The 18773-nt window shown below is 69.9% G+C and carries 26 protein-coding genes and 3 tRNA genes; 12 read left to right on the top strand and 17 right to left on the bottom strand.

What is annotated here, in order from left to right:
- Positions 1-2: 2 nt before the first annotated feature.
- The 5 genes from ACLQ2W_RS05505 to ACLQ2W_RS05485 form a co-directional block, all read right to left on the bottom strand.
- Positions 3-76, bottom strand: a tRNA-Glu gene (locus ACLQ2W_RS05505).
- A gap of 203 nt (positions 77-279) precedes the next feature.
- Positions 280-355, bottom strand: a tRNA-Pro gene (locus ACLQ2W_RS05500).
- Between the two features lie 110 nt (positions 356-465).
- A tRNA-Trp gene (locus tag ACLQ2W_RS05495) sits at positions 466-538 on the bottom strand.
- A gap of 73 nt (positions 539-611) precedes the next feature.
- Complete coding sequence (locus ACLQ2W_RS05490) at positions 612-743, bottom strand: hypothetical protein (protein ID WP_354968761.1); 132 nt, start codon at positions 741-743, stop codon at positions 612-614.
- A 111-nt stretch (positions 744-854) separates the two neighbouring features.
- Positions 855-1547: a hypothetical protein gene (locus ACLQ2W_RS05485; RefSeq protein ID WP_425785473.1), complete on the bottom strand. Its 693-nt coding sequence runs from the start codon at positions 1545-1547 to the stop codon at positions 855-857.
- 72 nt (positions 1548-1619) lie between these two features.
- On the opposite strand from ACLQ2W_RS05485, the gene ACLQ2W_RS05480 reads away from it, so the two are divergent.
- Together ACLQ2W_RS05480 and ACLQ2W_RS05475 are read left to right on the top strand one after the other, a co-directional pair.
- Positions 1620-2216, top strand: a complete 597-nt coding sequence (locus ACLQ2W_RS05480) for a hypothetical protein (RefSeq protein ID WP_425785472.1) — start codon at positions 1620-1622, stop codon at positions 2214-2216.
- Between the two features lie 69 nt (positions 2217-2285).
- On the top strand, positions 2286-2882 hold the full coding sequence (locus ACLQ2W_RS05475; RefSeq protein ID WP_425785471.1) for a hypothetical protein: 597 nt from the start codon (positions 2286-2288) through the stop codon (positions 2880-2882).
- Positions 2883-2893: 11 nt separating this feature from the next.
- Here the strand turns inward: ACLQ2W_RS05475 and ACLQ2W_RS05470 are convergent, their stop codons facing one another.
- From ACLQ2W_RS05470 to ACLQ2W_RS05420, 11 genes are all read right to left on the bottom strand, one after another.
- Positions 2894-3286 (bottom strand): hypothetical protein, encoded by a 393-nt coding sequence (locus ACLQ2W_RS05470; protein ID WP_425785470.1) that lies wholly within the window; start codon positions 3284-3286, stop codon positions 2894-2896.
- Positions 3283-4257 carry a hypothetical protein gene (locus tag ACLQ2W_RS05465; RefSeq protein WP_425785469.1) on the bottom strand — a complete coding sequence of 325 codons (975 nt, stop codon included), beginning with the start codon at positions 4255-4257 and terminating at the stop codon, positions 3283-3285. The genes ACLQ2W_RS05470 and ACLQ2W_RS05465 overlap by 4 nt, the downstream gene beginning before the upstream one ends.
- A complete protein-coding gene (locus ACLQ2W_RS05460) occupies positions 4254-4592 on the bottom strand; it encodes a hypothetical protein (RefSeq protein ID WP_425785468.1) in 339 nt (112 codons plus the stop codon). The genes ACLQ2W_RS05465 and ACLQ2W_RS05460 overlap by 4 nt, the downstream gene beginning before the upstream one ends.
- On the bottom strand, positions 4589-4846 hold the full coding sequence (locus tag ACLQ2W_RS05455) for a hypothetical protein (protein ID WP_425785467.1): 258 nt from the start codon (positions 4844-4846) through the stop codon (positions 4589-4591). Before ACLQ2W_RS05455 ends, ACLQ2W_RS05460 begins: the two co-directional genes overlap by 4 nt.
- On the bottom strand, positions 4843-5589 hold the full coding sequence (locus ACLQ2W_RS05450; RefSeq protein WP_425786020.1) for a nucleotidyltransferase domain-containing protein: 747 nt from the start codon (positions 5587-5589) through the stop codon (positions 4843-4845). Before ACLQ2W_RS05450 ends, ACLQ2W_RS05455 begins: the two co-directional genes overlap by 4 nt.
- 176 nt (positions 5590-5765) lie before the next feature.
- Positions 5766-6080, bottom strand: a complete 315-nt coding sequence (locus tag ACLQ2W_RS05445) for a DUF7352 domain-containing protein (protein WP_425785466.1) — start codon at positions 6078-6080, stop codon at positions 5766-5768.
- Positions 6073-6591 carry a hypothetical protein gene (locus tag ACLQ2W_RS05440; protein ID WP_425785465.1) on the bottom strand — a complete coding sequence of 173 codons (519 nt, stop codon included), beginning with the start codon at positions 6589-6591 and terminating at the stop codon, positions 6073-6075. The genes ACLQ2W_RS05445 and ACLQ2W_RS05440 overlap by 8 nt, the downstream gene beginning before the upstream one ends.
- On the bottom strand, positions 6588-7079 hold the full coding sequence (locus ACLQ2W_RS05435; RefSeq protein WP_425785464.1) for a hypothetical protein: 492 nt from the start codon (positions 7077-7079) through the stop codon (positions 6588-6590). The genes ACLQ2W_RS05440 and ACLQ2W_RS05435 overlap by 4 nt, the downstream gene beginning before the upstream one ends.
- 78 nt (positions 7080-7157) lie before the next feature.
- Positions 7158-7661, bottom strand: a complete 504-nt coding sequence (locus tag ACLQ2W_RS05430; RefSeq protein ID WP_425785463.1) for a hypothetical protein — start codon at positions 7659-7661, stop codon at positions 7158-7160.
- Between the two features lie 2 nt (positions 7662-7663).
- Positions 7664-8596 carry an AAA family ATPase gene (locus tag ACLQ2W_RS05425; RefSeq protein ID WP_425785462.1) on the bottom strand — a complete coding sequence of 311 codons (933 nt, stop codon included), beginning with the start codon at positions 8594-8596 and terminating at the stop codon, positions 7664-7666.
- On the bottom strand, positions 8593-8898 hold the full coding sequence (locus tag ACLQ2W_RS05420) for a hypothetical protein (protein WP_425785461.1): 306 nt from the start codon (positions 8896-8898) through the stop codon (positions 8593-8595). Before ACLQ2W_RS05420 ends, ACLQ2W_RS05425 begins: the two co-directional genes overlap by 4 nt.
- Positions 8899-9038: 140 nt before the next feature.
- Here ACLQ2W_RS05420 and ACLQ2W_RS05415 point away from each other — a divergent pair, with 140 nt between their 5' ends.
- The 7 genes from ACLQ2W_RS05415 (at position 9039) to ACLQ2W_RS05385 (ending at position 12465) form a co-directional block, all read left to right on the top strand.
- On the top strand, positions 9039-9317 hold the full coding sequence (locus tag ACLQ2W_RS05415) for a hypothetical protein (protein WP_425785460.1): 279 nt from the start codon (positions 9039-9041) through the stop codon (positions 9315-9317).
- Positions 9318-9512: 195 nt separating this feature from the next.
- Positions 9513-9722, top strand: a complete 210-nt coding sequence (locus ACLQ2W_RS05410; RefSeq protein WP_425785459.1) for a hypothetical protein — start codon at positions 9513-9515, stop codon at positions 9720-9722.
- The gene (locus ACLQ2W_RS05405; protein ID WP_425785458.1) at positions 9719-10369 is read left to right on the top strand and encodes a hypothetical protein; all 651 of its coding nucleotides are present in this window, start codon (positions 9719-9721) and stop codon (positions 10367-10369) included. Before ACLQ2W_RS05410 ends, ACLQ2W_RS05405 begins: the two co-directional genes overlap by 4 nt.
- A 2-nt stretch (positions 10370-10371) precedes the next feature.
- Positions 10372-11001, top strand: a complete 630-nt coding sequence (locus ACLQ2W_RS05400; RefSeq protein ID WP_425785457.1) for a hypothetical protein — start codon at positions 10372-10374, stop codon at positions 10999-11001.
- The gene (locus ACLQ2W_RS05395) at positions 10998-11291 is read left to right on the top strand and encodes a hypothetical protein (protein WP_425785456.1); all 294 of its coding nucleotides are present in this window, start codon (positions 10998-11000) and stop codon (positions 11289-11291) included. Before ACLQ2W_RS05400 ends, ACLQ2W_RS05395 begins: the two co-directional genes overlap by 4 nt.
- Positions 11292-11449: 158 nt before the next feature.
- The gene (locus tag ACLQ2W_RS05390) at positions 11450-11929 is read left to right on the top strand and encodes a hypothetical protein (RefSeq protein WP_425785455.1); all 480 of its coding nucleotides are present in this window, start codon (positions 11450-11452) and stop codon (positions 11927-11929) included.
- Positions 11930-12021: 92 nt separating this feature from the next.
- Positions 12022-12465 (top strand): hypothetical protein, encoded by a 444-nt coding sequence (locus tag ACLQ2W_RS05385; RefSeq protein ID WP_425785454.1) that lies wholly within the window; start codon positions 12022-12024, stop codon positions 12463-12465.
- 7 nt (positions 12466-12472) lie between these two features.
- On the opposite strand, the gene ACLQ2W_RS05380 is transcribed toward ACLQ2W_RS05385, so the two are convergent.
- Positions 12473-12766 carry a hypothetical protein gene (locus ACLQ2W_RS05380; protein WP_425785453.1) on the bottom strand — a complete coding sequence of 98 codons (294 nt, stop codon included), beginning with the start codon at positions 12764-12766 and terminating at the stop codon, positions 12473-12475.
- Positions 12767-12994: 228 nt separating this feature from the next.
- On the opposite strand from ACLQ2W_RS05380, the gene ACLQ2W_RS05375 reads away from it, so the two are divergent.
- From ACLQ2W_RS05375 to ACLQ2W_RS05365, 3 genes are all read left to right on the top strand, one after another.
- The gene (locus tag ACLQ2W_RS05375) at positions 12995-14512 is read left to right on the top strand and encodes a hypothetical protein (RefSeq protein ID WP_425785452.1); all 1518 of its coding nucleotides are present in this window, start codon (positions 12995-12997) and stop codon (positions 14510-14512) included.
- Between the two features lie 112 nt (positions 14513-14624).
- The gene (locus ACLQ2W_RS05370; protein WP_425785451.1) at positions 14625-16436 is read left to right on the top strand and encodes a hypothetical protein; all 1812 of its coding nucleotides are present in this window, start codon (positions 14625-14627) and stop codon (positions 16434-16436) included.
- A gap of 38 nt (positions 16437-16474) precedes the next feature.
- Positions 16475-18766 carry a hypothetical protein gene (locus tag ACLQ2W_RS05365; protein ID WP_425785450.1) on the top strand — a complete coding sequence of 764 codons (2292 nt, stop codon included), beginning with the start codon at positions 16475-16477 and terminating at the stop codon, positions 18764-18766.
- Positions 18767-18773: the final 7 nt, after the last annotated feature.

Raw genomic sequence — 18773 nt, 5'->3', positions numbered from 1 at the left:
CGTAGGCCGTACGGGGCTCGAACCCGTAACCTCCTGGCTGAGAACCAGGCGAGCTGCCAGCTTGCTCCAACGGCCCGTGGAGCCGGCGGGAATCGTGGTCGCGCGCCCGCGATCCCCGCCAACGTGCCCTCCCCCCGACTCGAACGGAGTCCTCGGGGACTTCACTCCCGTGCGCTACCAGTTACGCCAGGAGGGCATCGGTACGTGGAGAAGAGGGGACTCGAACCCCTAACCTGCGGCCTGCCGGACCGCTGCTCTGCCAGTTGAGCTACAACCCCATGGTCCGGGACCGGGGTGTCGAACCCCGTGTCTCTCGCTCCCAAAGCGAGCGGGTCAGCCGTCTCCCTCGTCCCGGAGGTGCTGCCCCCCGGCCGGCCCGTGAAGGCACCGGCCGGGGGTCTTTCTATGCCATCCACTGTGGAATTGAGAATCAACAACGCCGCCGACCGCAGTCGGGACGAAAAGCAGGGGCGACAGGGCTTGAACCTGCAACCTTCGGTTTTGGAGACCGGCGCTCTACCAGTTGAGCTACGCCCCTATGAAGTTGTTCGGGTTACGAAAAAGCCGCCCTATCCCTGGCGGGGTGGGCGGCTTCGCAGCTTGCGCTGGCGCTATTCGCGCCGCCACCCCGGCTTCCAGTTCTGCTCGCTCGCGCAGAGGTCGTGGGCTCGCCCGATCGAGGGCAGCACGACACCGCCGCGCGGCATGAACCGCGTGGTTTCGGTGGAGGCGTACTGCGACACGGGGAACTCCTTGGTCTGGTCCGGTTGGCCTTGCCATTTCAAGGTACGGCCGACGTCCACGGTTGGCAATGGATATTCCGGAGTCACACTCACGTACCTTCTGAGTGCGGGTCAGTCGTTGAGGTACACGTCGCCAGCGGACGACGTGTACGCGACCGGCAATGCGGGCTGACATCGCTTACAGCGCCGATAGTTCAGGCCACCCTGCGGACCACGCACCGACCGGATCCAGTCGGCCAGCTCCTCGCCGGTCATCCGCCGGACCTCGTTCGTCGGCTCCCAGTCGTATGACCGCACTGGCACCAGGAACCCGTCGATCACCTTGCCGTGGGTCCACTCAGCAAGGGTGTCGCCTGGATGGACCAGGTCCTCGCTCGGCGAGGACGGACAGTTCCACAGGTGGATCGCCGAACTACGCGTGACGACAAACGGATGCGTCTCCGGGGTAACCGACGCCTGCCGCTCGACCATCCGCTCCGCCGCTTCCGCGTACGCAGCGAGCGCCTGCTTGTAGCTGGGCAGAGCCTCCTCGCAGTCCGGGCAGCAGCCGTGCGGCACGAGCTTGTCGATGCTGCCGAGCAGCACCTCGCGTAGCTGGCCTATGCCCCCGCCCGTGCGCTCGATCGCCTCGATGAGGCCGAGAACGCCAGGCACATCGACGCCCCAGCCGTCGGCCGGCGACTCGACGCGCAGAGGCTCACCGCGGCGACGAGAGCGGACCGTCGGGATCAGATCCCAGGTCAGTACGAGGTCCCTCACCGGGACGTCGTTGACCACGATGTCCATGCCGAACGTCCGGCCCATACCGCGTCCTCCTGGCTCGGTGGCCAGCCGAGAATACGCGGAGCGTCAGGGGTGCGGTGCACACTGTTGGGCGTGCCGTCGATCGAGTGGAATACCGTGGCCACCGCCGGCGCGACCGCCGTGTTCGTGACCCTCGCTGTGGAGTACCTCGCGAAGCCAGCGCTGGAGGCCCGGAAGGAGTGGATCCTCGAAGATGCGCGGCTGCGCCGAGACCTCGCCACCGCGATCATGAATCTCACCCTGTCGGCGTCCATGCTTCTCATCGACATCCCCGCCGACGCGCCGGCCGAGGTCAAGCAGGCACTGCGCGAGGAACGCAGACGCCACTACGAGCGGATGAGTACGGCGATCAACGCACTCCACGACGACGCGGGCCGGTACGCGCGGGCGTACAAGGGCGCCAAGCGGGAGGCGGTGTTCCTGTACCTGAACTGCGTCAAGGGCGTGGTGTTGTCGCCGCGAACTCGCCACCGACAAGCCGAGATGGTGCACTCGCTGGCCGTGCCTATGGTGACGATCCTGGAGGGCACCCTGGCGCACCCGATTCGGTTTCAGGACGCGAGGTCGAAGCTCGCGGAGCTGGTGGCCGACACCGAGGTGTCGGTCGATCCGCCGCCGGTTGATACTTCCTCCGGCACTCGGCTTCCCGCAGGCGGCCACCGGACGTGAGAACAGGCATGTGCAGCCCCGATCGAAGGGACCCCGATGGGTAGAGCAGGCCGCAAGAGGACCAAGAGCATGGGTGTCCGCGCCCTCAGCCGTGAAGAGCGGGCAACGGCCCTCCAACGCGCTGGCCGCGTCGTTGCCGCAGTCAATGGCGGTAAGCCTCAGTGCATCGAGAGGGTCGCGTTGCTCGACCGTGTCGCTGACCTGCTTCACGTCAGGGTCGAGCCGGTGCCCGTCGCCGTCGCCGTGCAAGGGCCGGCTGGCTCATGCCTCCTCGGTGAGGCGGTCAACGGTGTGATCCCTCTTCTTCCCGGCGGCTCGGCGCTGCGCTCGCCCTCCACCGCGCTCTGGGACGGCGCCGGGCATCTCTTCCTGTTCGCACCGCAGCAAGGAATTTTCCTGGACCCGACTCTGGACCAGGTCAGCGCGGCAACTGGCTACCCGCGCGGCTGCCTGATCATGCCTGTGACAGCCGACCTTCTCTACTCAGAGGACCTGACTTTCGAGGTCGCCGGTTCGGTGACCGTGCTCTATCGAGTCGTGCGCGCCGACACCACTTGGCGGACCGCCTACAACGGGCAGTGCGCGCGGTTGGGAAGGACCGCTCGGACGGTGGCGAGACGGGCGCTGGAGCTAGAGGGGTTCGACGAGGACTTGATCGCGGAGTGACTACCGGCGCTTCACTGCCGGCCGGTGGTGTCCTTTGCCCCGATGCGATCAGCACGCTGGAGCATCCGTCTGGCAGTGACGTCGTCGAGGAAGCCGCCCTCCGGCCGGCAACCCCACGGGCAGGCCATCTGCTCGACCAAACCCCACAGCCGGCAGATCATCGGCCGCACCTCGTACACCGAGCACAGCCCGATCTGCGCCAGTGCCGGGCAGGTCGGCGCGAGCGGGGTGATCTCGATTCCCCGTTCCTTGATCCGCTGACGTTCCAGCGGGGACATGGCGATCGGGCCACACGACTCGACGCAGAAGCCCTTGCACTGGATCTGCGGCAGCTGCGCGTAGAGCTGCTCCAGCTCGGCGACGCGGTCCCGGCCGACGCCGGCCTGCCGTCGGCGGCCACTCACCGGGTTCTCCTCTGCTCAACTGCTGCTCGGATCCGCGCGTCGCGGTCTTGCGCGAGCAGATCGTAGGCCGTGATCGCGGGCCCGAACGTCTCGCCGGCGAGAGTGTCGGGCGTGAGCCGACACCACGGCCGGCTGTCCAGCAGACCGGTCAGGGCCTTCCAGAACTGCTCCCGGTCGTCCAGCTCCTCCCACGCCTCGTCGGCAGCAGCGACGGCGTCTTCTCTGGCACGGCGCACCTCTTCCGGCAGTTGGTCATACGCCGTCCAGTCGTCCTCGTCGACACCGTCCGGCATCGGCGGATACATGCCGGCCAGGTAGGCGCTGGGGAAGGCGTGGCCGGTGCTGTGCGACGTGACGACCGGCTCGGTGTTATTGGCGCGGAGCATGGCGGCGATGCCGTCCCAGCGCATGCCGCTGCGGTAGCCGGCGCCGTGCAGGCCGGCGTCGATGATGTCCGCAATCCATGCGCGGTGCTTGCCGGGAATGAGGGTGTGGTGCCAGCCGTACAGCTTCGCCGCGAGCCGGATCGGGTCGGCGCCGGCGGCGAGGGCGGTGTTCAGCAGCACGTTGGCGGCGTTCACGTCCTCGCCGGCGACGTGGAAGGTCGTCTCGTGTGACGATGCCGCGCCGAGCCGGATCCGCAGCCCTTCGACCGTGCGATGCAGCGATGCGGTGTCATACCGGAACGTCATCGGGGTGCCCGGCCGCCAGTGCTTCGCCTGTTCGTCGAAGCGCGCGCGGTCGGCCTGCGCTTCCCGGAGGTTCCGATGCAGGTAGTTGGCCCCGTACTCCCCCTCGGGAACCTCCGGGATCATCGCGAGGATCTTCGCGCATCGAGTGATCGAGTCCACCCCGACGTCGAGGTTCCACGCGGCCATCGCCGGTCCTGCGGCGAGGGTGCCGAGCCAGTGCCGCTCCGGCCCGGCGAGGGTGCTCTCGGCACTGGGCGAGGTGAAGAAGAGGGCGCTCATTCCGATGCCTCCGCAGACGCGGCGGCCGGTGGCACCCGCAGTTCTTGGATCGCCGCGGCGATCAGCTCCCGCGCCGCACCCGCGTCAACCTGATCGAGGTAGCCGCACCTGTCGAAGGTCCCGTCGACCAGGCCGGCGCGGACGAGAGGCACGATCAGCTCGTGGTCCCAGCCGCTGTCGCCGAACGGCCGCTTGCCGCTGAAGCCCTCGTCGTCGCGCCACACCGCGGCGACCAGCTCCACCAGGTAGTCGCGGATCGTCGCGGCGCCGGCGTCGTTGTCCTGCATCGGGGTGTCGAGCACCTTGCGGGCGGTGTTCTGGTCGATGGCGATCATGCTGGTCCTTCCGTTGGGGATGGGGAGTTCATTCGGTCGGCCAGCTCGGTGTTCATTCGGTGGGCCAGCTCTTCGTCGACGGCGATGAGCAGGCGGAAGGTCAGCGCCCCGGACTCGACCGGTGGCGCGGCGCCCTTCGGACCGACCTGGTGCAGGGTTCCGGCGTCGCGGTGAGCGAGGACCAGTTGCAGTCCGCGGTGAAGGTTGAGGCGGATCGCTTCGAGCGTGGCCGTCGATGCTTCGGCCAGGCTCACGGCTGGGCAGCCGGGTTCCAGTAGGCGCGGCGCACTCGTAGCAGCCAAGCGACGACCGGCTCCGGGTCGACGCGTGCGGGCAGCGGCGAGGTGGCCTCGTCCATCTGCTGCCTGGCCTCGGCGAGCAGGTTGCGGGCGATGGTGATGTCGCCGGCGGCCACGGCGTCGCCGAAGTCGTGGTACCACTGCGGGTCGGCGACGCGGATCTTCAGGTGGCCGGTGGTGTAGAGGTGGACCCCCTGGTGGGTGAGGCGAGCCAGGTGGCGGGCGTGCTTGGCGGTCCGCTTGCGCAGGTCGGCGGAGAACGACCCGTCGCCGCGTTCGGTGAGCCGGCGGAACTGCTGGCTGGCATAGCCGAGGTAGGCGTCCCGTACGCGTCGCGCGGACAGGAACACCGACCGAAGGTCGATGAGTTCGTCGCCGAGAGCGGTCCGCACCTCGTAGAGGTCGTCCGGGAGCCAGAGCAGCTCGAAGGCCGTGGGGTTCCCGCCGATGCACAGGAGTGCGAACTTGCGCGCCTCGTGGAGGGTTCGGTCGGGCTTAGTGGTGACGTGGGACTCGCGCGGCGGGTGAAGGCCGACCAGCGCGGTGGTGGGCGCGGCGATCACGCCGAGCCGGTCGATGTCGGACTGAGGGCCGGCGAGTCCGTAGGCCGTGGAGCCGACGATGCCGGACAGAAGGACGTGCACTTGTTCACCCTGTTCAGGTGCGGTGGGGGTGGCCGGGGCGGTGCGTAGCGACAGGGCTTGCTTGCCTTCGCATTGCTGAACGCCGCGGCGGGTCGGGCCGCGGCTGTCGGTGCTGACGATGCGGCAGCACACCATGCAGCTCACGCAGCCAGCCGTGAGACGCGCGCCGTTGGGCTCCGGTCGGTGGCTGACGTGCACCGTGCCGGCCGACTCGGGCTCAGTTCCGCTGGTCACCGGGTCGGTTCACCCTCGGAGATGATCGGCTCGGGGTGGGCGTGTTCCATCAGGTGCCAGACGAGTCGACCGAGTGGGGCTCTCACCTCGACGGTTCCGACGTACGTCTTGGCGTCGTCGGGCAGGGGTTGGCCGGTGCCGAAGACGCGGAACTTCCGGGCGAGCTGGGGCGCCCCCGGTGAGTGGATGGCCCAGAACTCGACGACGTCGGCGAGCTGGGCGCCGACCATCACCACGGGACCGGACAGCGGGATCGTGTGCCATTGGTCGTCGACGGGGATGGTGTACCGGAAGATACGGCGCTCACGCACGTGGTGCGTCTCCTTCGTGGTCGCGGGCGAACGCCTCGATGGCGTCCAGGTGGGCGGGGCGTAGTCCGCGCCCGCTCTTGGGCCGGATCAGCAGTGCTCGCCCGTCGGCGGTCAGCTCGTCGTGCAGCGGTCCGGCGGTGGGTGTCTCGTCGTCGTCTGTCCAGATCAGCCGGCGTCCCGAGGCGAGCACCTGGCGGACAGCGGCGAGCTTCGCCAGCGACGCGGCCACGCCGCGGACGTCGTCGTGAAACGCCCGGCCGAGCGGGGGCAGACGGAAGAGGCGTTCGAGCTGGTCGGCGTACGCGCACCAGGTGGAGCACCATCGGATCTCGACCAGGCCCGAGCGGTGCAGCTCGTAGATCCGGGTGATCAACTGCGGCGCCCACCGGAGTTTGTGCTCGGTGGCGTTCTCGTAGGCGTAGCCCTTCCAGGGGGTGGCGTTCCAGCCCGGGCGTGAGGCGTTGATGACGCCGTCGACGTCGAGCAGCCAGACGGGCGAATGGTGGGTCATCGTGAAGCACCCTCCGGGTCGGGTGCGTGGGTTGCCGCGCGCAGCGACCATCTGGAGGTGGTGACCGTCCTGTGGATCACTTCGGCTCTGGCCGCACGCCAGCGGGGGTCTTCGGCACGTCGGCGGCGGTGGTACTGGACGCGGGTCTCTGCGGCGCTCAGCGGGTGCAGGAGGTGGTCCTCCTGGTGGCCGTCGTCGAAGGTGAGGCGTACTCCGTATTCGATGCGGACTCGGTCCGGTTCCTCCTGGGTGGTCCACTCCGTGACGCCGTCGCGGTGCCAGCCGCCATGCCCGTTGGGCAGTTCGCAGACCAGCCGTGTCTGCGCGGGCGTGGTCGGGGCGCTCGCCCCGCACCGGCCGAGGCTGGCCAGCAGGGCACGTCCGTACGCCTTGAGCATCCGGTCGTCGGGCTGGGCGTGGTCGTGTTGATCGGCCCACTCGCGAGCGGCGCGGAAGCCGTCGATGTTGTGCGCGAAGTCGGTGGTCATCGGGTCAGCCCTGCCCGTGGTCGCCGGTGGAGGTGTCGCCGACGTAGCCCACCCGGACTTCCCTGACCACCAGGTAGCTCACGACGGTTTTCCCGTCTCCGCGCCGCCGGCGGCCGGCTCGGGCAGGTCGACGCCGTTGGCGGTAAGCGCCGCGGCGACGGCTCGGGCGGTGTCCGGGCCTCCGTAGTCGAGGGCGGCGGACAGGGCGCGGATCAGCGCGCCGACGGGCATCGTGTGTGAGTGCGGGTCGGGGTGGCAGTCGAAGTCGACGGCTGTGCCGCCGTAGGCCGGGCCGCGGAAGAAGTGCCCTGCGACGGTTAGTGCCTGGTCCTCGGGCCACGGCGGGATGATGCCGGCCAGCCAGGTGCGGATCTCGTCGGCCAGATCCTTGTCGGTGACCGCGTTGCGCTGGAGATGGGCGGCGGCTTCGTCGGTGCGACCGCGCCGGTACGCGGTGACGACCAGCGCGGTTGGGATGCCGTCGAAGGCGCGGTGCAGGGCCAGCACAGCGCGGTCGGCGGAGGCAAACAGCTCGGGTGGGACGTCGCGGGCGTACCCGTCGCCGGTGGGTGTGGGCGCCATGGCTAGAAATTCCCCTCGGCGACCTGGAAGACGGGCAGGCCGTGGGCGCGCCACATCCGCACCACGCGCTGCCGGTCGTCGAACACGACGGTGACCCGGTGCTTCTCCCGCACCTCGCGATCGAAGATCTCCGCTTTGACGACGGCGTCGTCCCGGTCGTCGCCGATCTCGCGCATGAACAGGCCCAGGTACGGAACCTGCACATGCTCGGCGAGCCAGTCGATGGTGGCGGCGTGGGCGGTGTAGTCACGGCCGGAGAGGAAGATGATCCCGAGGCCGATGGCGTGCAGCGCGCGAATGGTCAGGATGACCGGCTCGTTGGGCAGGTCGATGCTCACCTTGGTCATGTCGTAGGGCGAGCGGTCGCCGCGCAGGGCTACGGTCCCGTCGATGTCGACGAGTACGACCGGTGGGGTTCCCGGGACCGGCACGTAGCGACGCCAGGCCGGCTGTGCCGTAAGGGTCGGTACGGGCAGGCGGCCCTTGTGCTGGACCAGGTAGTTGCGGTGCATCTTCCGGATGAAGTCCTCGCCGACGTGTTCGCGGCCCTGCCGCAGGGCGTCGCGGTCGATGCACGTCTGTAGCGGCACGGTCAGGAACTCGTCGCGCAGCTCGAAGTCCGCACCTGTACGCAGTGCGATCTCCATCCACGTCTTGACGTAGGCGGCGTTGAGGTTCATGTCGTCGACGATCACGTCTGAGCCGGCGCCGAGCAGAGCCTCGACCTGCGCGTGCTGGGCCAGGGTCACCTGCGCCTCGGCGATGTCGGCGTAGGTGCGGCTGCCGTGGAGCTGGTCGCGGATCTCATCACGGTTGCAGCGGGCCACGAAGCCTTGCCCCCGCTCGATCTGTTCCGCCATTCGGCGGCGGGCGAAGGTGGTCTTGCCGGAGGCGGGCAGGCCGCGGGTGACGGTGAGCGTGGGGCGGCGGTTCATCGCTCGTCTCCTCGTGGCTGTGGCACTCTGTTGGCCTTTCGTCGTTGGGTTCGGGACCGGACGGCCTGGTCGTAGGCGTCAGGGTTAAGCGCTTGCCGGACGGTTTCGCTGCTCCAGCCGGTGATGTCCCGGATCTCAGCCGGCGTCAGGCCGCTGGCCCGGGCGCGCTGCGCTGCGGCGTTGCGTTCGCGGCGCCGGTCCGCCTCGGCGGCGGCACGGTCCCGCTTGATGCGCTCGCCGTCGGCGGCGTACCGCTTGGCGGCGTCCCGCAGGAGCCTCTGCTCCGTCCTGATGTCGCTCATGTCGCCGTCAGTCTCACCCAAGCCACGCTTGCAATGCAAGACAGTGAGCGATAGCTTCGCAGAAGTTCTCGCACATTTTCGCGCACTGACGGGAGTGACGTCAGGTGTGATCCGCCCTCGATCACCCTCCGGGAGAAACGATGAGCGACGCCCCGATACCGGTGCCGGCCCTTCACCCGAACCGAGCCCGGTTGGCGCTGCTGCAAGACGTCGATGACGGGTTCGTGGTCTACGCGCCCGGCCAAGGCGGCGTTCTCAACCTCGCCACCTCAGCCCCCGTGACGGTGCTGGCCGAAGCAACCGAGCTACGCCGAGCCGGCTGGGTCGACGTCGACTTCGACGCCCCGAGCCCTTTCGGCCACTACCCGTATGTCCTGACCGCGATCGGACGCGCCGAGCTTGAGCGGGCCCATCGATGACCGGCGGCTTCCCTGCCCTGGCCGCCACCGAGGGCAGCTTCCCCGCCCTCGCGGTTACCGACGACGACTCCGCCCTGCACCAGCCCTGGTGCGCGTGCGTCGCCTGCATGCAGGAACTGCTGCCCTGCCTCACCCTGCCACTGGTTCACCCCGCACCGCTGGTCGACCGGGCGCTCCTGCCACCGAGAAGCGGCGATGCCCAGCGACCCGAACGGTGAGCGTCTCTACAACCCCGACGGCTGGGGCTGTGCGACACCCGTCACCGCGCTGCTGACGGCCGCACTCGCTCTTCCCGCAATCCTCGCCGCCGCGCTGGCCCAGCGCCGCCGCAACCGCGACCGCCGAACGCTGGCCGCGCCGCCCGGCGCGGTCCGATCCCGAACCCGCCCCCAGGAGGTTCCATGAGGACGATCTCGCTGCATGCCGTTGACGGCAGACCCACAGCACGTGACGTCCAGGACGTCCGATCCTTCGCCTGCCGCTGGACCGCAGCGGGCAACACCATTCCGTCCCCGGACGCGCCGCGCGGCGATCCCGAGTGGAAGCGATTCCTCGAATCGTGGTGGATGGAGGTGGCCCGCTTCGATGCCCAGGAGTGGCACAACGCCCTGGTTCCGCTCGTCGACGCCGAGGAGAAAGCCCGATCGCGGGCGCAGAGAGCCATCGACAAAGCCGGCGCCCGGTGGTCCGCGCTGGATACAGCTTGGGCGTGGCACGCCGCTCACCACCAGTACGCGCGTGCCTTCCACACGGCGCGCGGGCTCGTGCTGTTGTGGCTGGCAGCCGCCGAGGCGCGCGCGTCGGCCCAGGCCAGCCCACCGCAGCGTCTGAGCGCAGACGCTCAGGCGCTCTACGAGCGCGAGGTCCCCGAAGCCGAGCGCATCCCCGCGCTCGACGTCGACCGGGCCCGCGACACGCTGCACCACCTCGACACCACCCACCAGACCAACAAAGCCATCGCCGCTGAAACCCTGCTGCTGCCCGCCGTGCACGCCAGCCAGCAGCCGGCGGTTGCGCAACCCGCGCCGGCCGGCGTGCGAACGGTCGGTTGACCATGCCCGTGCGCAGGAACATCGTGCGGGGACTCGTGCAGCGCGTCGTAGGCGTGCACGTCTGGAACGGGCTGATCGGCGAGCCCGTCACGATCCCCCGCCCGGTCTGGGACCGAGTCCAAGATGCCGCTGACCAGCTCTACGAGGAAGTGGTCCGCCGCATCGACTGGAAGCGGATCTACATCGAGGCCAGCGCCCGCCACCTCCAACTCCACGGGCACCGCGACGGGGCACCATGCGGGGACTGCATCGAGCAGGCGTTGCTGTACGACGAGCGAGGCTTCGGGCTCAGCGCGCTCCACCCGTGGACTGAGGCTCCCGTTGTCCCGGAGCGGACGACCCGGCCGGACTGGGCCGGGGTCTTCGCCGATGCTCTGCGGTGGCGCCGCGAGGACGCGGGGACGCCGAAGGCCGGCGTCCCCGAAGTGGGCAGCCTCCCGATGTGCGAGTTCGACGACTGCGATGACGAGGAAGCGCCGGCGACCGCCGTGGTGCCGTTGACGAGCACCGGCATGATCCGCCCGTATCGGTGGGTCCTGTCCTGCCCGGCATGCGTGTCCGTCTGGCAACGCGGCAACCCCCACGCCCAACCCATCCGTTTGGCCTCATCCTCACCCCAAGGACAATCATGATCACCGTCTATGGCTCCAGCGACGACCTCATCGAAATCGACGGCGACATCCGCGAGGAGTTCGGCTACCACAACGAGAGCAAGGGCGACCTACTCGCTTTCTCCGACGGCACGATCCTGCGGATCTTCCACAACGACTCCGCCATCTGGCGCATCACGTCCGTGGCCCGGGGCTCGTCCGAGCTGACCATCGAGCAGGTGGCCGAGACCGACGACCGCCGCTACAGCGACCGCGCGACCCTCGCGGGCGCGGTCTGGGTGGTCCACGGTCTTAGCATCGCCCGCCGCTGATCCCCAAGCCGCCGTCGCCGCGCCCCTCAGATAGCCCGTCCGCGCGGCGACGGCCGGCCTACCTCGCAAGACGAAGGAGCACCATGACCCCCTCCGCACAACCCCTTCCGGCCCCCGCGCTCGTCGACGGGGTCGAACCACACCAGGTGCCGCAGCTCATGTCTGCAATGCACGAACTGCTCGACCACTTCACCGAGCGCGGGCTCTACGCCTTCAACGTGGCCATATCGCCGGCCCGCCCCAACGAAAAGCGGTTCGACTTCGAGACCAACGACTGGGTCGACGCGCTCCCGGAGATCCACCTGACCATGCACAACGCGCCGGGGGAGATGCTGCGCTGGCTCGGCGAGTTCCAGGTCAACCAGGTGCACGTGCACAAGGAGCGCCTTGCCACCCGCTTCGACACCAGGGCGCACCGCTATGGCTACATCTGGTCGCTGACCTCGTCGGTGAAGCGGCCAGAGCGCGGCCCACGACTGCCCGGGTTGAAGGTCCGGTGGGAGAAGGTCCGCGGCATGGGTGACACCGCGACCATCAGCCGCACGGAGTTCCGGCTCGCGCTGGCGGGCCTCGGCGTCCACCGTCGGGAGCCGGGCTCCCCCGAGCCGCTGCCACTGCTTCCTTGGATGACGGATTGAGCCAGACGCCGCGGTGGCCGGTGGTGTGCGCTACCGGCCACCGGCCGCAACACCTCGCCCCTGACTCGCGCGCGTGGGTCAGGGGCGAACTCATGCGCGTCGCGGAGAAGCTCCGCGAGGAGCACGGCACCCGGGTCGGCATCTCCGGCATGGCGCTCGGTGTCGACACGTGGTGGGCCCAGGCGGTGCTCGCCGCCGGCATGGAGCTGTGGGCGTACGTACCGTTCCCGCAGCAGCCGGCGAAGTGGCAGCCCGCCGACCAGGAGGAGTGGCGTCGCCTTCGAGGGCTGGCCAGCCGGGTTCGTGAGTTCGGGCAGCGCTACGACGTCCGTCTGCTGCACGCCCGCAACGACGGGATGCTCCTGGACGCCACGGCCGTCACCGCGGTGTGGCTTCCCCGCAAGAAGGACGGCGGCACGTACTCGGCGGTGAGAAACGCCGGCCGGCTTCGCCTGCCGGTGATCCACCTCGACCCGCAACGGGCCCGCACCAGCCTGCCGACGTCGAAACGCCTGCGCGAGCTGATCGCCGCGTAGACGCGGACTACTCGCGCGGGGCGCCCGCGTCGTCGGCCGAGCGGACGCGCTCGGATGCCTCCAGTAGCGCGGCGATGTCGTCCGGGTGGCAGATCCTGCCGGATGGGGGCGACTTGTAGCGGACGACGTAGCGCACGCCCTCTATCGAGACGGGGGCCTTCAGCCAGCGGTCGACCGCGTGTCGGCTGACGGGGCGATGTGGGGTGCTGAACAGCTTGGCGACTTCCGCGACGGTGAGCCATGCCGCGTCGTTCTCGGGGCCGAGCCTCAGGCGACGGCGCAGGTCCCCGTCTTCGCTCATCGTCGCCCCTTGATCGCCTCGCGTTTGGCCGATCGTAGCGGTCGGTTGGGCCGGTCGCGATCACCGGCCGCAGTCGGTCGGGAAGACGTCACATGCGCGGCCCGTCGGTCGGTCGGTATCCCAGTCGGTCGGTAGGCCGAGTCGGTCGGCAGTCCGTCGGTCGTCGACGTCTCACAGTCGACTCGTTGCGGTTGTCGCGGATGTTGCGGATGTGGCACAGTGATCGGCATGAACGATCGACCGACTGCCGACCGACTGCCGCTGCGCGCCTCGGCGCCGAGCGGCGTCGTGGGCGACTTCCCGCGACCGACGACGGTCCGCCCGTCGGACGCTCCCGTCGGCACGCCCGCCGCCACCCGACCAGCCGGTCGGCCGCGCCGCAGGCTGGGACGACTCATCGACGCCGTCGGTCGCCTCGCGCCTACCTCCGCCGACCAGCCCGACCGACCGTCGACCGACCCGGTCGGCCCCGTCGATTCGCCGGCCCCCGAGTCGACCAACCGGGCCGACCGGGCGACTGTGGTCGTCGACCAACACACCGACGGCAAGCCGACTCCCCGCCGCCGGCACCACCCCGCCCGGCCGACGCGCGAGATCGCGCGCCGCCAGGATTCGCCAACGCAGCTCGGTAAGGGAGCACGCATCGGCCTGGTGGTGGTGGCGGTGCTGATGGCCGTCGTCGTGGCTGCACCTGTCGCGCTGTCCGCGCAGGACCTCGTTGACTGGGCCTCGGCGCAGACCGGCCTGGGACTGGACAAGTTCTGGGCGACGCTGGTGTTCATCGCCCTGGACGCCGCAGCGGCGGTGTGCGTCCTGCTCATGGTCTACTGCGCCGTCCGAGGCGAGCCGGCGGGCGGATTCGGTCTGTTCGTGTGGGTGTTCGCCAGCACCAGCGCGTTCGCCAACTACCGACACGGCACCCGCGTGGGGGCTCCGGACGACGCCTGGTGGTTCTTCCCGCTGATGTCGATCCTGGGGCCGGCCCTGATGGAGTTGGTCCTGCGTCGGGTGCGCAAGTGGGTCCAGCGCGACGACAACCGCCGCAGCCGGACGCTGCCGTCGTACGGCTGGCGTCGTTGGATGCCGGGTCTTGGCTCGTTCAAGGACACCTTCGGCGCCTGCCGGACGGCGATCCTCCTGGGAATCGACACGGTCGATCTCTCGATCGACTGGTACCACTACCTGTGCCCCGACGGGTCGCTGCGGATCGTCCGAGCGATGCGGAAGCTCGACATCACCGCCGAGCACCTGCCCCGCGAAGTCGATCCAGTGAGCGGTCAACCGCGCCTCGCGCCGCCGCCCGACTCCCAGTCGACCGGCAACGGACCGACCGGCGACAGCTCGACCGACCTCCGAGGTCAGGAGTCGACCGACCACGAGGCGACCGACCGACGCGCCGACCGAGAGCCGACCGGCCGGCAGGACGACTCCGACTCGACCGACCGACGGACCGACGGACCTGAACCGACCGACTCCCGTCGCTCCGACTCGCAGTCGACCGACGGACCGACGCCGACCGACGGACCGAAGCCCGACGACGCGACCAAGGGCCAGCACACCGACGCGGCCGTCAAGAACGCCGCGATCCTGCGGGCCAAGTACGGCAGGAAGGTGCCGCCTCTGGCTGATGTGCGAGGGCAGACGAAGTGGTCCTACGACCGGGCCAAGAACGCCATCGCCGCCTACGACGACCGCGCCGACATCCACGCCGGACTCAGCGCCGAGCCCGTCCAGGCCGGGGTGTGACCCCTGATGAACATCTGCCGGTGGCGGTCACCGGCGAGCCCTCGCTACGGCCCGCTGCCGTCCGCCTCCGGCTCGCCCGGTCCCCGAACCGCGTGCCGAAGGCGCATGTCGGATGTCGTATGTCGGCACCCGACAACACACCCAAACAGCCATCCATGACCTGCAAAAACACGGCGACAGCCACCCGCGAAATCGACATGTCGGCCCTACATCCGACACCCCAGCAGGAGGAAGGAGGGACGCGATGGACACCGACACCGAGCCCGTAGAGACCATCCCTGGAGGCACCGCCGAAACGCCCAGCCTCCCCGATCCGGCCTCCTGGACACCCGAGCCCGATGACATGCCGGAAGCCCCGGACCTGTCCATGTGGATCCCCACCGGCTCGGACCCGGAGCTGGACATCGACCAGCCGCGCGAGGGCATCTCCGCTCTCGTCGCCGGCGCGGGTCTACTGACCGCGGTGATCGCCGGCCTCGGCGTCTTCAACATCTGGGGAGGCGTGGGCCTGGCCCTCGCCGGCGGCACGGCAGGGGCGGGCGCGATCCTCGGACCCGTCGCGCTCGCCGACTACAAGCGGCGACTCAAGAACGGGCCCCGCAAGAGCCAGAACCGCAACGGCTGGCCGCTACGCCGCCCCGCGCGCACCAGCCCGTCGGGCCGGTCAGGCGGCCGTACTGGTGGGATGTTCGCCGGACGTCGTGGTCGCGCCGCCGCTCGACGCGCGGCTGCTGCCTCCGCCGCGACGGGCCGCCGAGCGACCGGCGGGCGGTCGACAGCCGGTCGGTCCACGTCGGCGACACCTAAGGCAGGGCGACTGCGGTCGGCCGGCCGGAAGCCGACTAACGCGGCCGGGTCGGTCGGTTCGGTCGGTCGGTCGACTCGCGGTTCGGCGAGTCGGTCGACGGTCGGTCGGCCCGCCGGTGCCCGACCGACCACGCTCGCCGGTCGGGCACTTGACCGACTGCGCCGCCGGCAGGAGCCGATGCGCGCCGCTCGTCAGCAACACCGCGTCAACCAGCTCCGCAATCGGCTGAGGGAGGGCGGTGACCGCGCCGACGCCCGCCGGGCGCGTCGCCGGGATCGGTGGGTGCGCGTCCGGCGCGGCGTCGGTCGTGGTCTGGTCGCGGCGACCGTCCGCCCGGCTCGCTGGTTCGGCCGGCAGCTTCGCCGGCCGCTCGTGGCGGCCTGGAGGCGCATCCGCTCGTCGCGGCTCGCCCGGATCCTGCGAGTCGTCGGTGTCGGCACCCTCCTGACGATGGCCCTGTCGTCACTCGCCCGGTCCATCGGTGACGTCCTGCGGCGTATCCCCGGCTGGATGTGGGCGCCGGAGACCGAAGAGCAGAGAGCCGCCAAGGCCGCCGTCCTGGAGGCTCAGCGGCAGGAGGCCGCCGCGCGCGCGAAGCCTCCGCTGGTGACCAAACCAGATCACGTCGGTGAGCCGCCGGCCGTGCAGCGACCCGGGCGGCCCGCCCCGTCGACCGCCCCGACCTTCCTCTCGCCGGCGCGTCGCTTCGACGCCCCGGCCGTGCCTACCCCTCGCCCTGTGAAAGGACCCGCCATGGCCGACGACGTCGCCCTGCATCCCATCTGGGAAACCATCGTCGACACCTTCCGTGACCAGCTCGGCAACTGGGAGATGCCCGGCCCGGGTGAGGGTGTGCCCGACACCGACCACCTGCTCCAGACGATGGGTCCCGCGTTCCGCCAGATCGGTGAAGTCGTCGGCGGGTTCGGCCAAAAGCTCGACAGCGACACCTTCGCCGAGGCCGAGGTCTCCGACTACGTCGCCGACGTCGCGTTGGGCCTCACCGAAGTCGGCGAAGAGGGCGACGACGTCTACGCCACGTGGCGCGAGGTCCAGGAGGCCGACATCCGACGCCACGAGGACCCGCGGCCGGCCGAAGAGTCGGCGAACGTCTGACCCCCTACTGCCCGACGCGACGAGGAAGGGATGCAGCGATGACCACCCAGACCGGCAAGGCGCCGGCCACGCAGCGGCCCATCAAGGTCAAGCCGTTGACGTGGCTCGGTAGGCCTTGGCGCAGGCGGGCGTTCCTGCATCCCCTCTTCGGCGCGCTCGTTGTGCTCGCGCTCGGCTCGGGCATCGAGACCGCCCGGAAGATCGGCCAGTATCCGACCTGGGGACTGGCCCTGGCGACGATCTTCATCGGCCTGCTCGCTACCGTCGCCGGGGTCCTCAGCGCCGCCGGCCAAAAGTTCGCCGACGTCGCGCGCCTCTACATGGGGGCGACCGGCGCGGTCTCGGGGATCTGGCTGACCGTTGTCGCGATCGTGCAGATGTACGGGCCGATCCCCCTGCTGATCTGGGCCGGCGGGCTGGTTCTGTTCACGGCCGGCTACCCCGGGATGCGCCACGCCCAGCTTCTGCACGAGGCCCGGTGGCGGGCCTTCCGCACTGCTCCCACGCCCCCGCCGGTGCAGGTGACCCCGGCGAAGCCGGTCGACCCGGACGCCGCGAAGTGGGAAGCCCTCTTCACGTCGATCAACATCAAGGGGATGCGGTTCCGGGAGCGGGTTCCGACCCGCGCCGGCTTCGCGCTCCACATGTCTCTGCCGGTCAACGGCAGGGTCAAGACGCGGACCCTGGCGAACAAGGCCGAGGACCTGGAGATCGCCGCCGGCATGCCCGCCGGATCGATCACCGTGGAGCCGGCCGTCGACGCGCGCGGCCGTGAGCTTGCCGGCGAGGTGTGGGTGTACTTCGACGTCGAGGACATCCTGACCCAGACGCTGCCGATGCCGGAGGACCACACCGAGCTGTCGGTCAACGACGCCTTCCCCGTGGGCCTGTTCGCCGACGGGGCGCCCATCCTGCTGAAGCTGCGCGAGATCGCCGCTCTGATCGTCGGCGTGCGGGGCAGGGGCAAGACGAACCTGCTCAACGTGATCATCTACCAGCTCTCGCGCTGCACCGACGTGGTGCTCTGGATGATCGACCTGAAGGGCGGCCGTGCGGCCAAGCCGTGGCTGCGGCCGTGGCTTGACGGCACGGTCAAGCGCCCCGTCCTGGACTGGGTGGCCACCACCGCGGTGGAGGCATACCGGATGCTCACCGCCGCGAAAGCCCTGATCGAGCAGCGCAGCAACGCCGGCTACGGCGGCACCAAGGTCAAGCCGACGCGGCGGCGTCCCGCCGTCATCGTGATCTGCGACGAGGTAGCGGCGCTCGTCGGCCGGCACGCCAAGCCGCAGGGTCGCGGCCCGAAGCTGTCCGACCTGGTCGCTCTGCTGACCTCCTGCATCCAGCTCGGCCGCAGCGAGGCCGTGGACTTCGTCCTCGCAACGCAGCGCGCCACCGTCACCATGATCGGGGGCGGTGACCTCAAGTCGCAGTGCGAGATGCGGATCGGCCTCGGCGTGACCAACCCCCAGGACGCGCAGTCGGTGTTCCAGGGAAACACTGTCGCGGCGAAGCTGCTGACCAAGCTGAAGAACTTCGCCACCCGTGGCGCAGTGCTCGTGCAGAACGGCGACGGTGGACGCATCGCCCCCGGCAAGTCGTTCTTCATGGGCGACGACCGAGACTGCCTGGACCTGATCTACCGGGCTGCGACCGAGCACGCTCTCCTTCCCGCACCTCTCGACGCGGCCGGGGCCACCACGATCGACGCCGCAGTGCGAGCGCTCGGCGACGGCCAGGGCTACAACGACCGGTGGAGCGAGGACCGCGCCGCGCACCTCTACAGCGACGACCTCGATGACGACTGGACGGACGAGGACATCGACGACCAACTGGTGTCGGCCGGTGTGCCGGTCACGCCCAAGCCGGCAGCACCGGCCGCCGGTACCCCGACTGCGTCAGAGCCGGACCGGCGCGCACGGGAGCGCGGGGGGCGGTTCTTCCAGCGCACCCGGCACCGCGACAGCGACGGGCGACGCGAAGCTCGGCCGGACTCCAAGCCAGCCGGGCGGGATCCGTACGCCGAGGAGTGGGAAGCGATCGTCGCTCACTTCGACCAGGTGACCGCCGACGAGGTCGAGTACAAGCCGACGGAACCCGAGGTGCCTGGGAAGGCCAGCCGCTACGACCGGATGCTCCAGATCATCAAGGAGGCCGGAGAGGCGGGCATCAAGCCCGGCGGGATCCTCGCTCGGATGACCCGAGAAGGCACTGCCTGGGAGGAACGCACCTCCATCTACCCCGCCCTGAAGAAGGCCGTGGAGGACAGGAAGATCCACCAGCCCGGCGGGCCGCGAGGCGTCTACGTCTACCGCGGCGACGAATCGTAGGAGCAAG

This window comes from Micromonospora sp. DT227 (assembly GCF_049841835.1).
In the GTDB taxonomy this organism is placed as follows: domain Bacteria; phylum Actinomycetota; class Actinomycetes; order Mycobacteriales; family Micromonosporaceae; genus Micromonospora.
The sequence above is the reverse complement of the archived record's forward strand: the minus strand, read 5'-3'. Positions and strand labels throughout refer to the sequence as shown.

Excerpts from the sequence above, each read along its gene's own strand:
- ACLQ2W_RS05440 (WP_425785465.1), bottom strand. The coding sequence starts at position 6,591 with ATGACCCACCATTCGCCCGTCTGGCTGCTCGACGTCGACGGCGTCATC.
- ACLQ2W_RS05370 (WP_425785451.1), top strand. The coding sequence starts at position 14,625 with ATGTCGTATGTCGGCACCCGACAACACACCCAAACAGCCATCCATGAC.
- ACLQ2W_RS05410 (WP_425785459.1), top strand. The coding sequence starts at position 9,513 with ATGCCCAGCGACCCGAACGGTGAGCGTCTCTACAACCCCGACGGCTGG.
- ACLQ2W_RS05420 (WP_425785461.1), bottom strand. The coding sequence starts at position 8,898 with ATGAGCGACATCAGGACGGAGCAGAGGCTCCTGCGGGACGCCGCCAAG.
- ACLQ2W_RS05430 (WP_425785463.1), bottom strand. The coding sequence starts at position 7,661 with ATGGCGCCCACACCCACCGGCGACGGGTACGCCCGCGACGTCCCACCC.
- ACLQ2W_RS05460 (WP_425785468.1), bottom strand. The coding sequence starts at position 4,592 with ATGATCGCCATCGACCAGAACACCGCCCGCAAGGTGCTCGACACCCCG.
- ACLQ2W_RS05365 (WP_425785450.1), top strand. The coding sequence starts at position 16,475 with ATGACCACCCAGACCGGCAAGGCGCCGGCCACGCAGCGGCCCATCAAG.
- ACLQ2W_RS05425 (WP_425785462.1), bottom strand. The coding sequence starts at position 8,596 with ATGAACCGCCGCCCCACGCTCACCGTCACCCGCGGCCTGCCCGCCTCC.
- ACLQ2W_RS05380 (WP_425785453.1), bottom strand. The coding sequence starts at position 12,766 with ATGAGCGAAGACGGGGACCTGCGCCGTCGCCTGAGGCTCGGCCCCGAG.
- ACLQ2W_RS05390 (WP_425785455.1), top strand. The coding sequence starts at position 11,450 with ATGTCTGCAATGCACGAACTGCTCGACCACTTCACCGAGCGCGGGCTC.
- ACLQ2W_RS05400 (WP_425785457.1), top strand. The coding sequence starts at position 10,372 with ATGCCCGTGCGCAGGAACATCGTGCGGGGACTCGTGCAGCGCGTCGTA.
- ACLQ2W_RS05375 (WP_425785452.1), top strand. The coding sequence starts at position 12,995 with ATGAACGATCGACCGACTGCCGACCGACTGCCGCTGCGCGCCTCGGCG.
- ACLQ2W_RS05485 (WP_425785473.1), bottom strand. The coding sequence starts at position 1,547 with ATGGGCCGGACGTTCGGCATGGACATCGTGGTCAACGACGTCCCGGTG.
- ACLQ2W_RS05405 (WP_425785458.1), top strand. The coding sequence starts at position 9,719 with ATGAGGACGATCTCGCTGCATGCCGTTGACGGCAGACCCACAGCACGT.
- ACLQ2W_RS05385 (WP_425785454.1), top strand. The coding sequence starts at position 12,022 with ATGCGCGTCGCGGAGAAGCTCCGCGAGGAGCACGGCACCCGGGTCGGC.
- ACLQ2W_RS05395 (WP_425785456.1), top strand. The coding sequence starts at position 10,998 with ATGATCACCGTCTATGGCTCCAGCGACGACCTCATCGAAATCGACGGC.
- ACLQ2W_RS05475 (WP_425785471.1), top strand. The coding sequence starts at position 2,286 with ATGGGTGTCCGCGCCCTCAGCCGTGAAGAGCGGGCAACGGCCCTCCAA.
- ACLQ2W_RS05465 (WP_425785469.1), bottom strand. The coding sequence starts at position 4,257 with ATGAGCGCCCTCTTCTTCACCTCGCCCAGTGCCGAGAGCACCCTCGCC.
- ACLQ2W_RS05435 (WP_425785464.1), bottom strand. The coding sequence starts at position 7,079 with ATGACCACCGACTTCGCGCACAACATCGACGGCTTCCGCGCCGCTCGC.
- ACLQ2W_RS05415 (WP_425785460.1), top strand. The coding sequence starts at position 9,039 with ATGAGCGACGCCCCGATACCGGTGCCGGCCCTTCACCCGAACCGAGCC.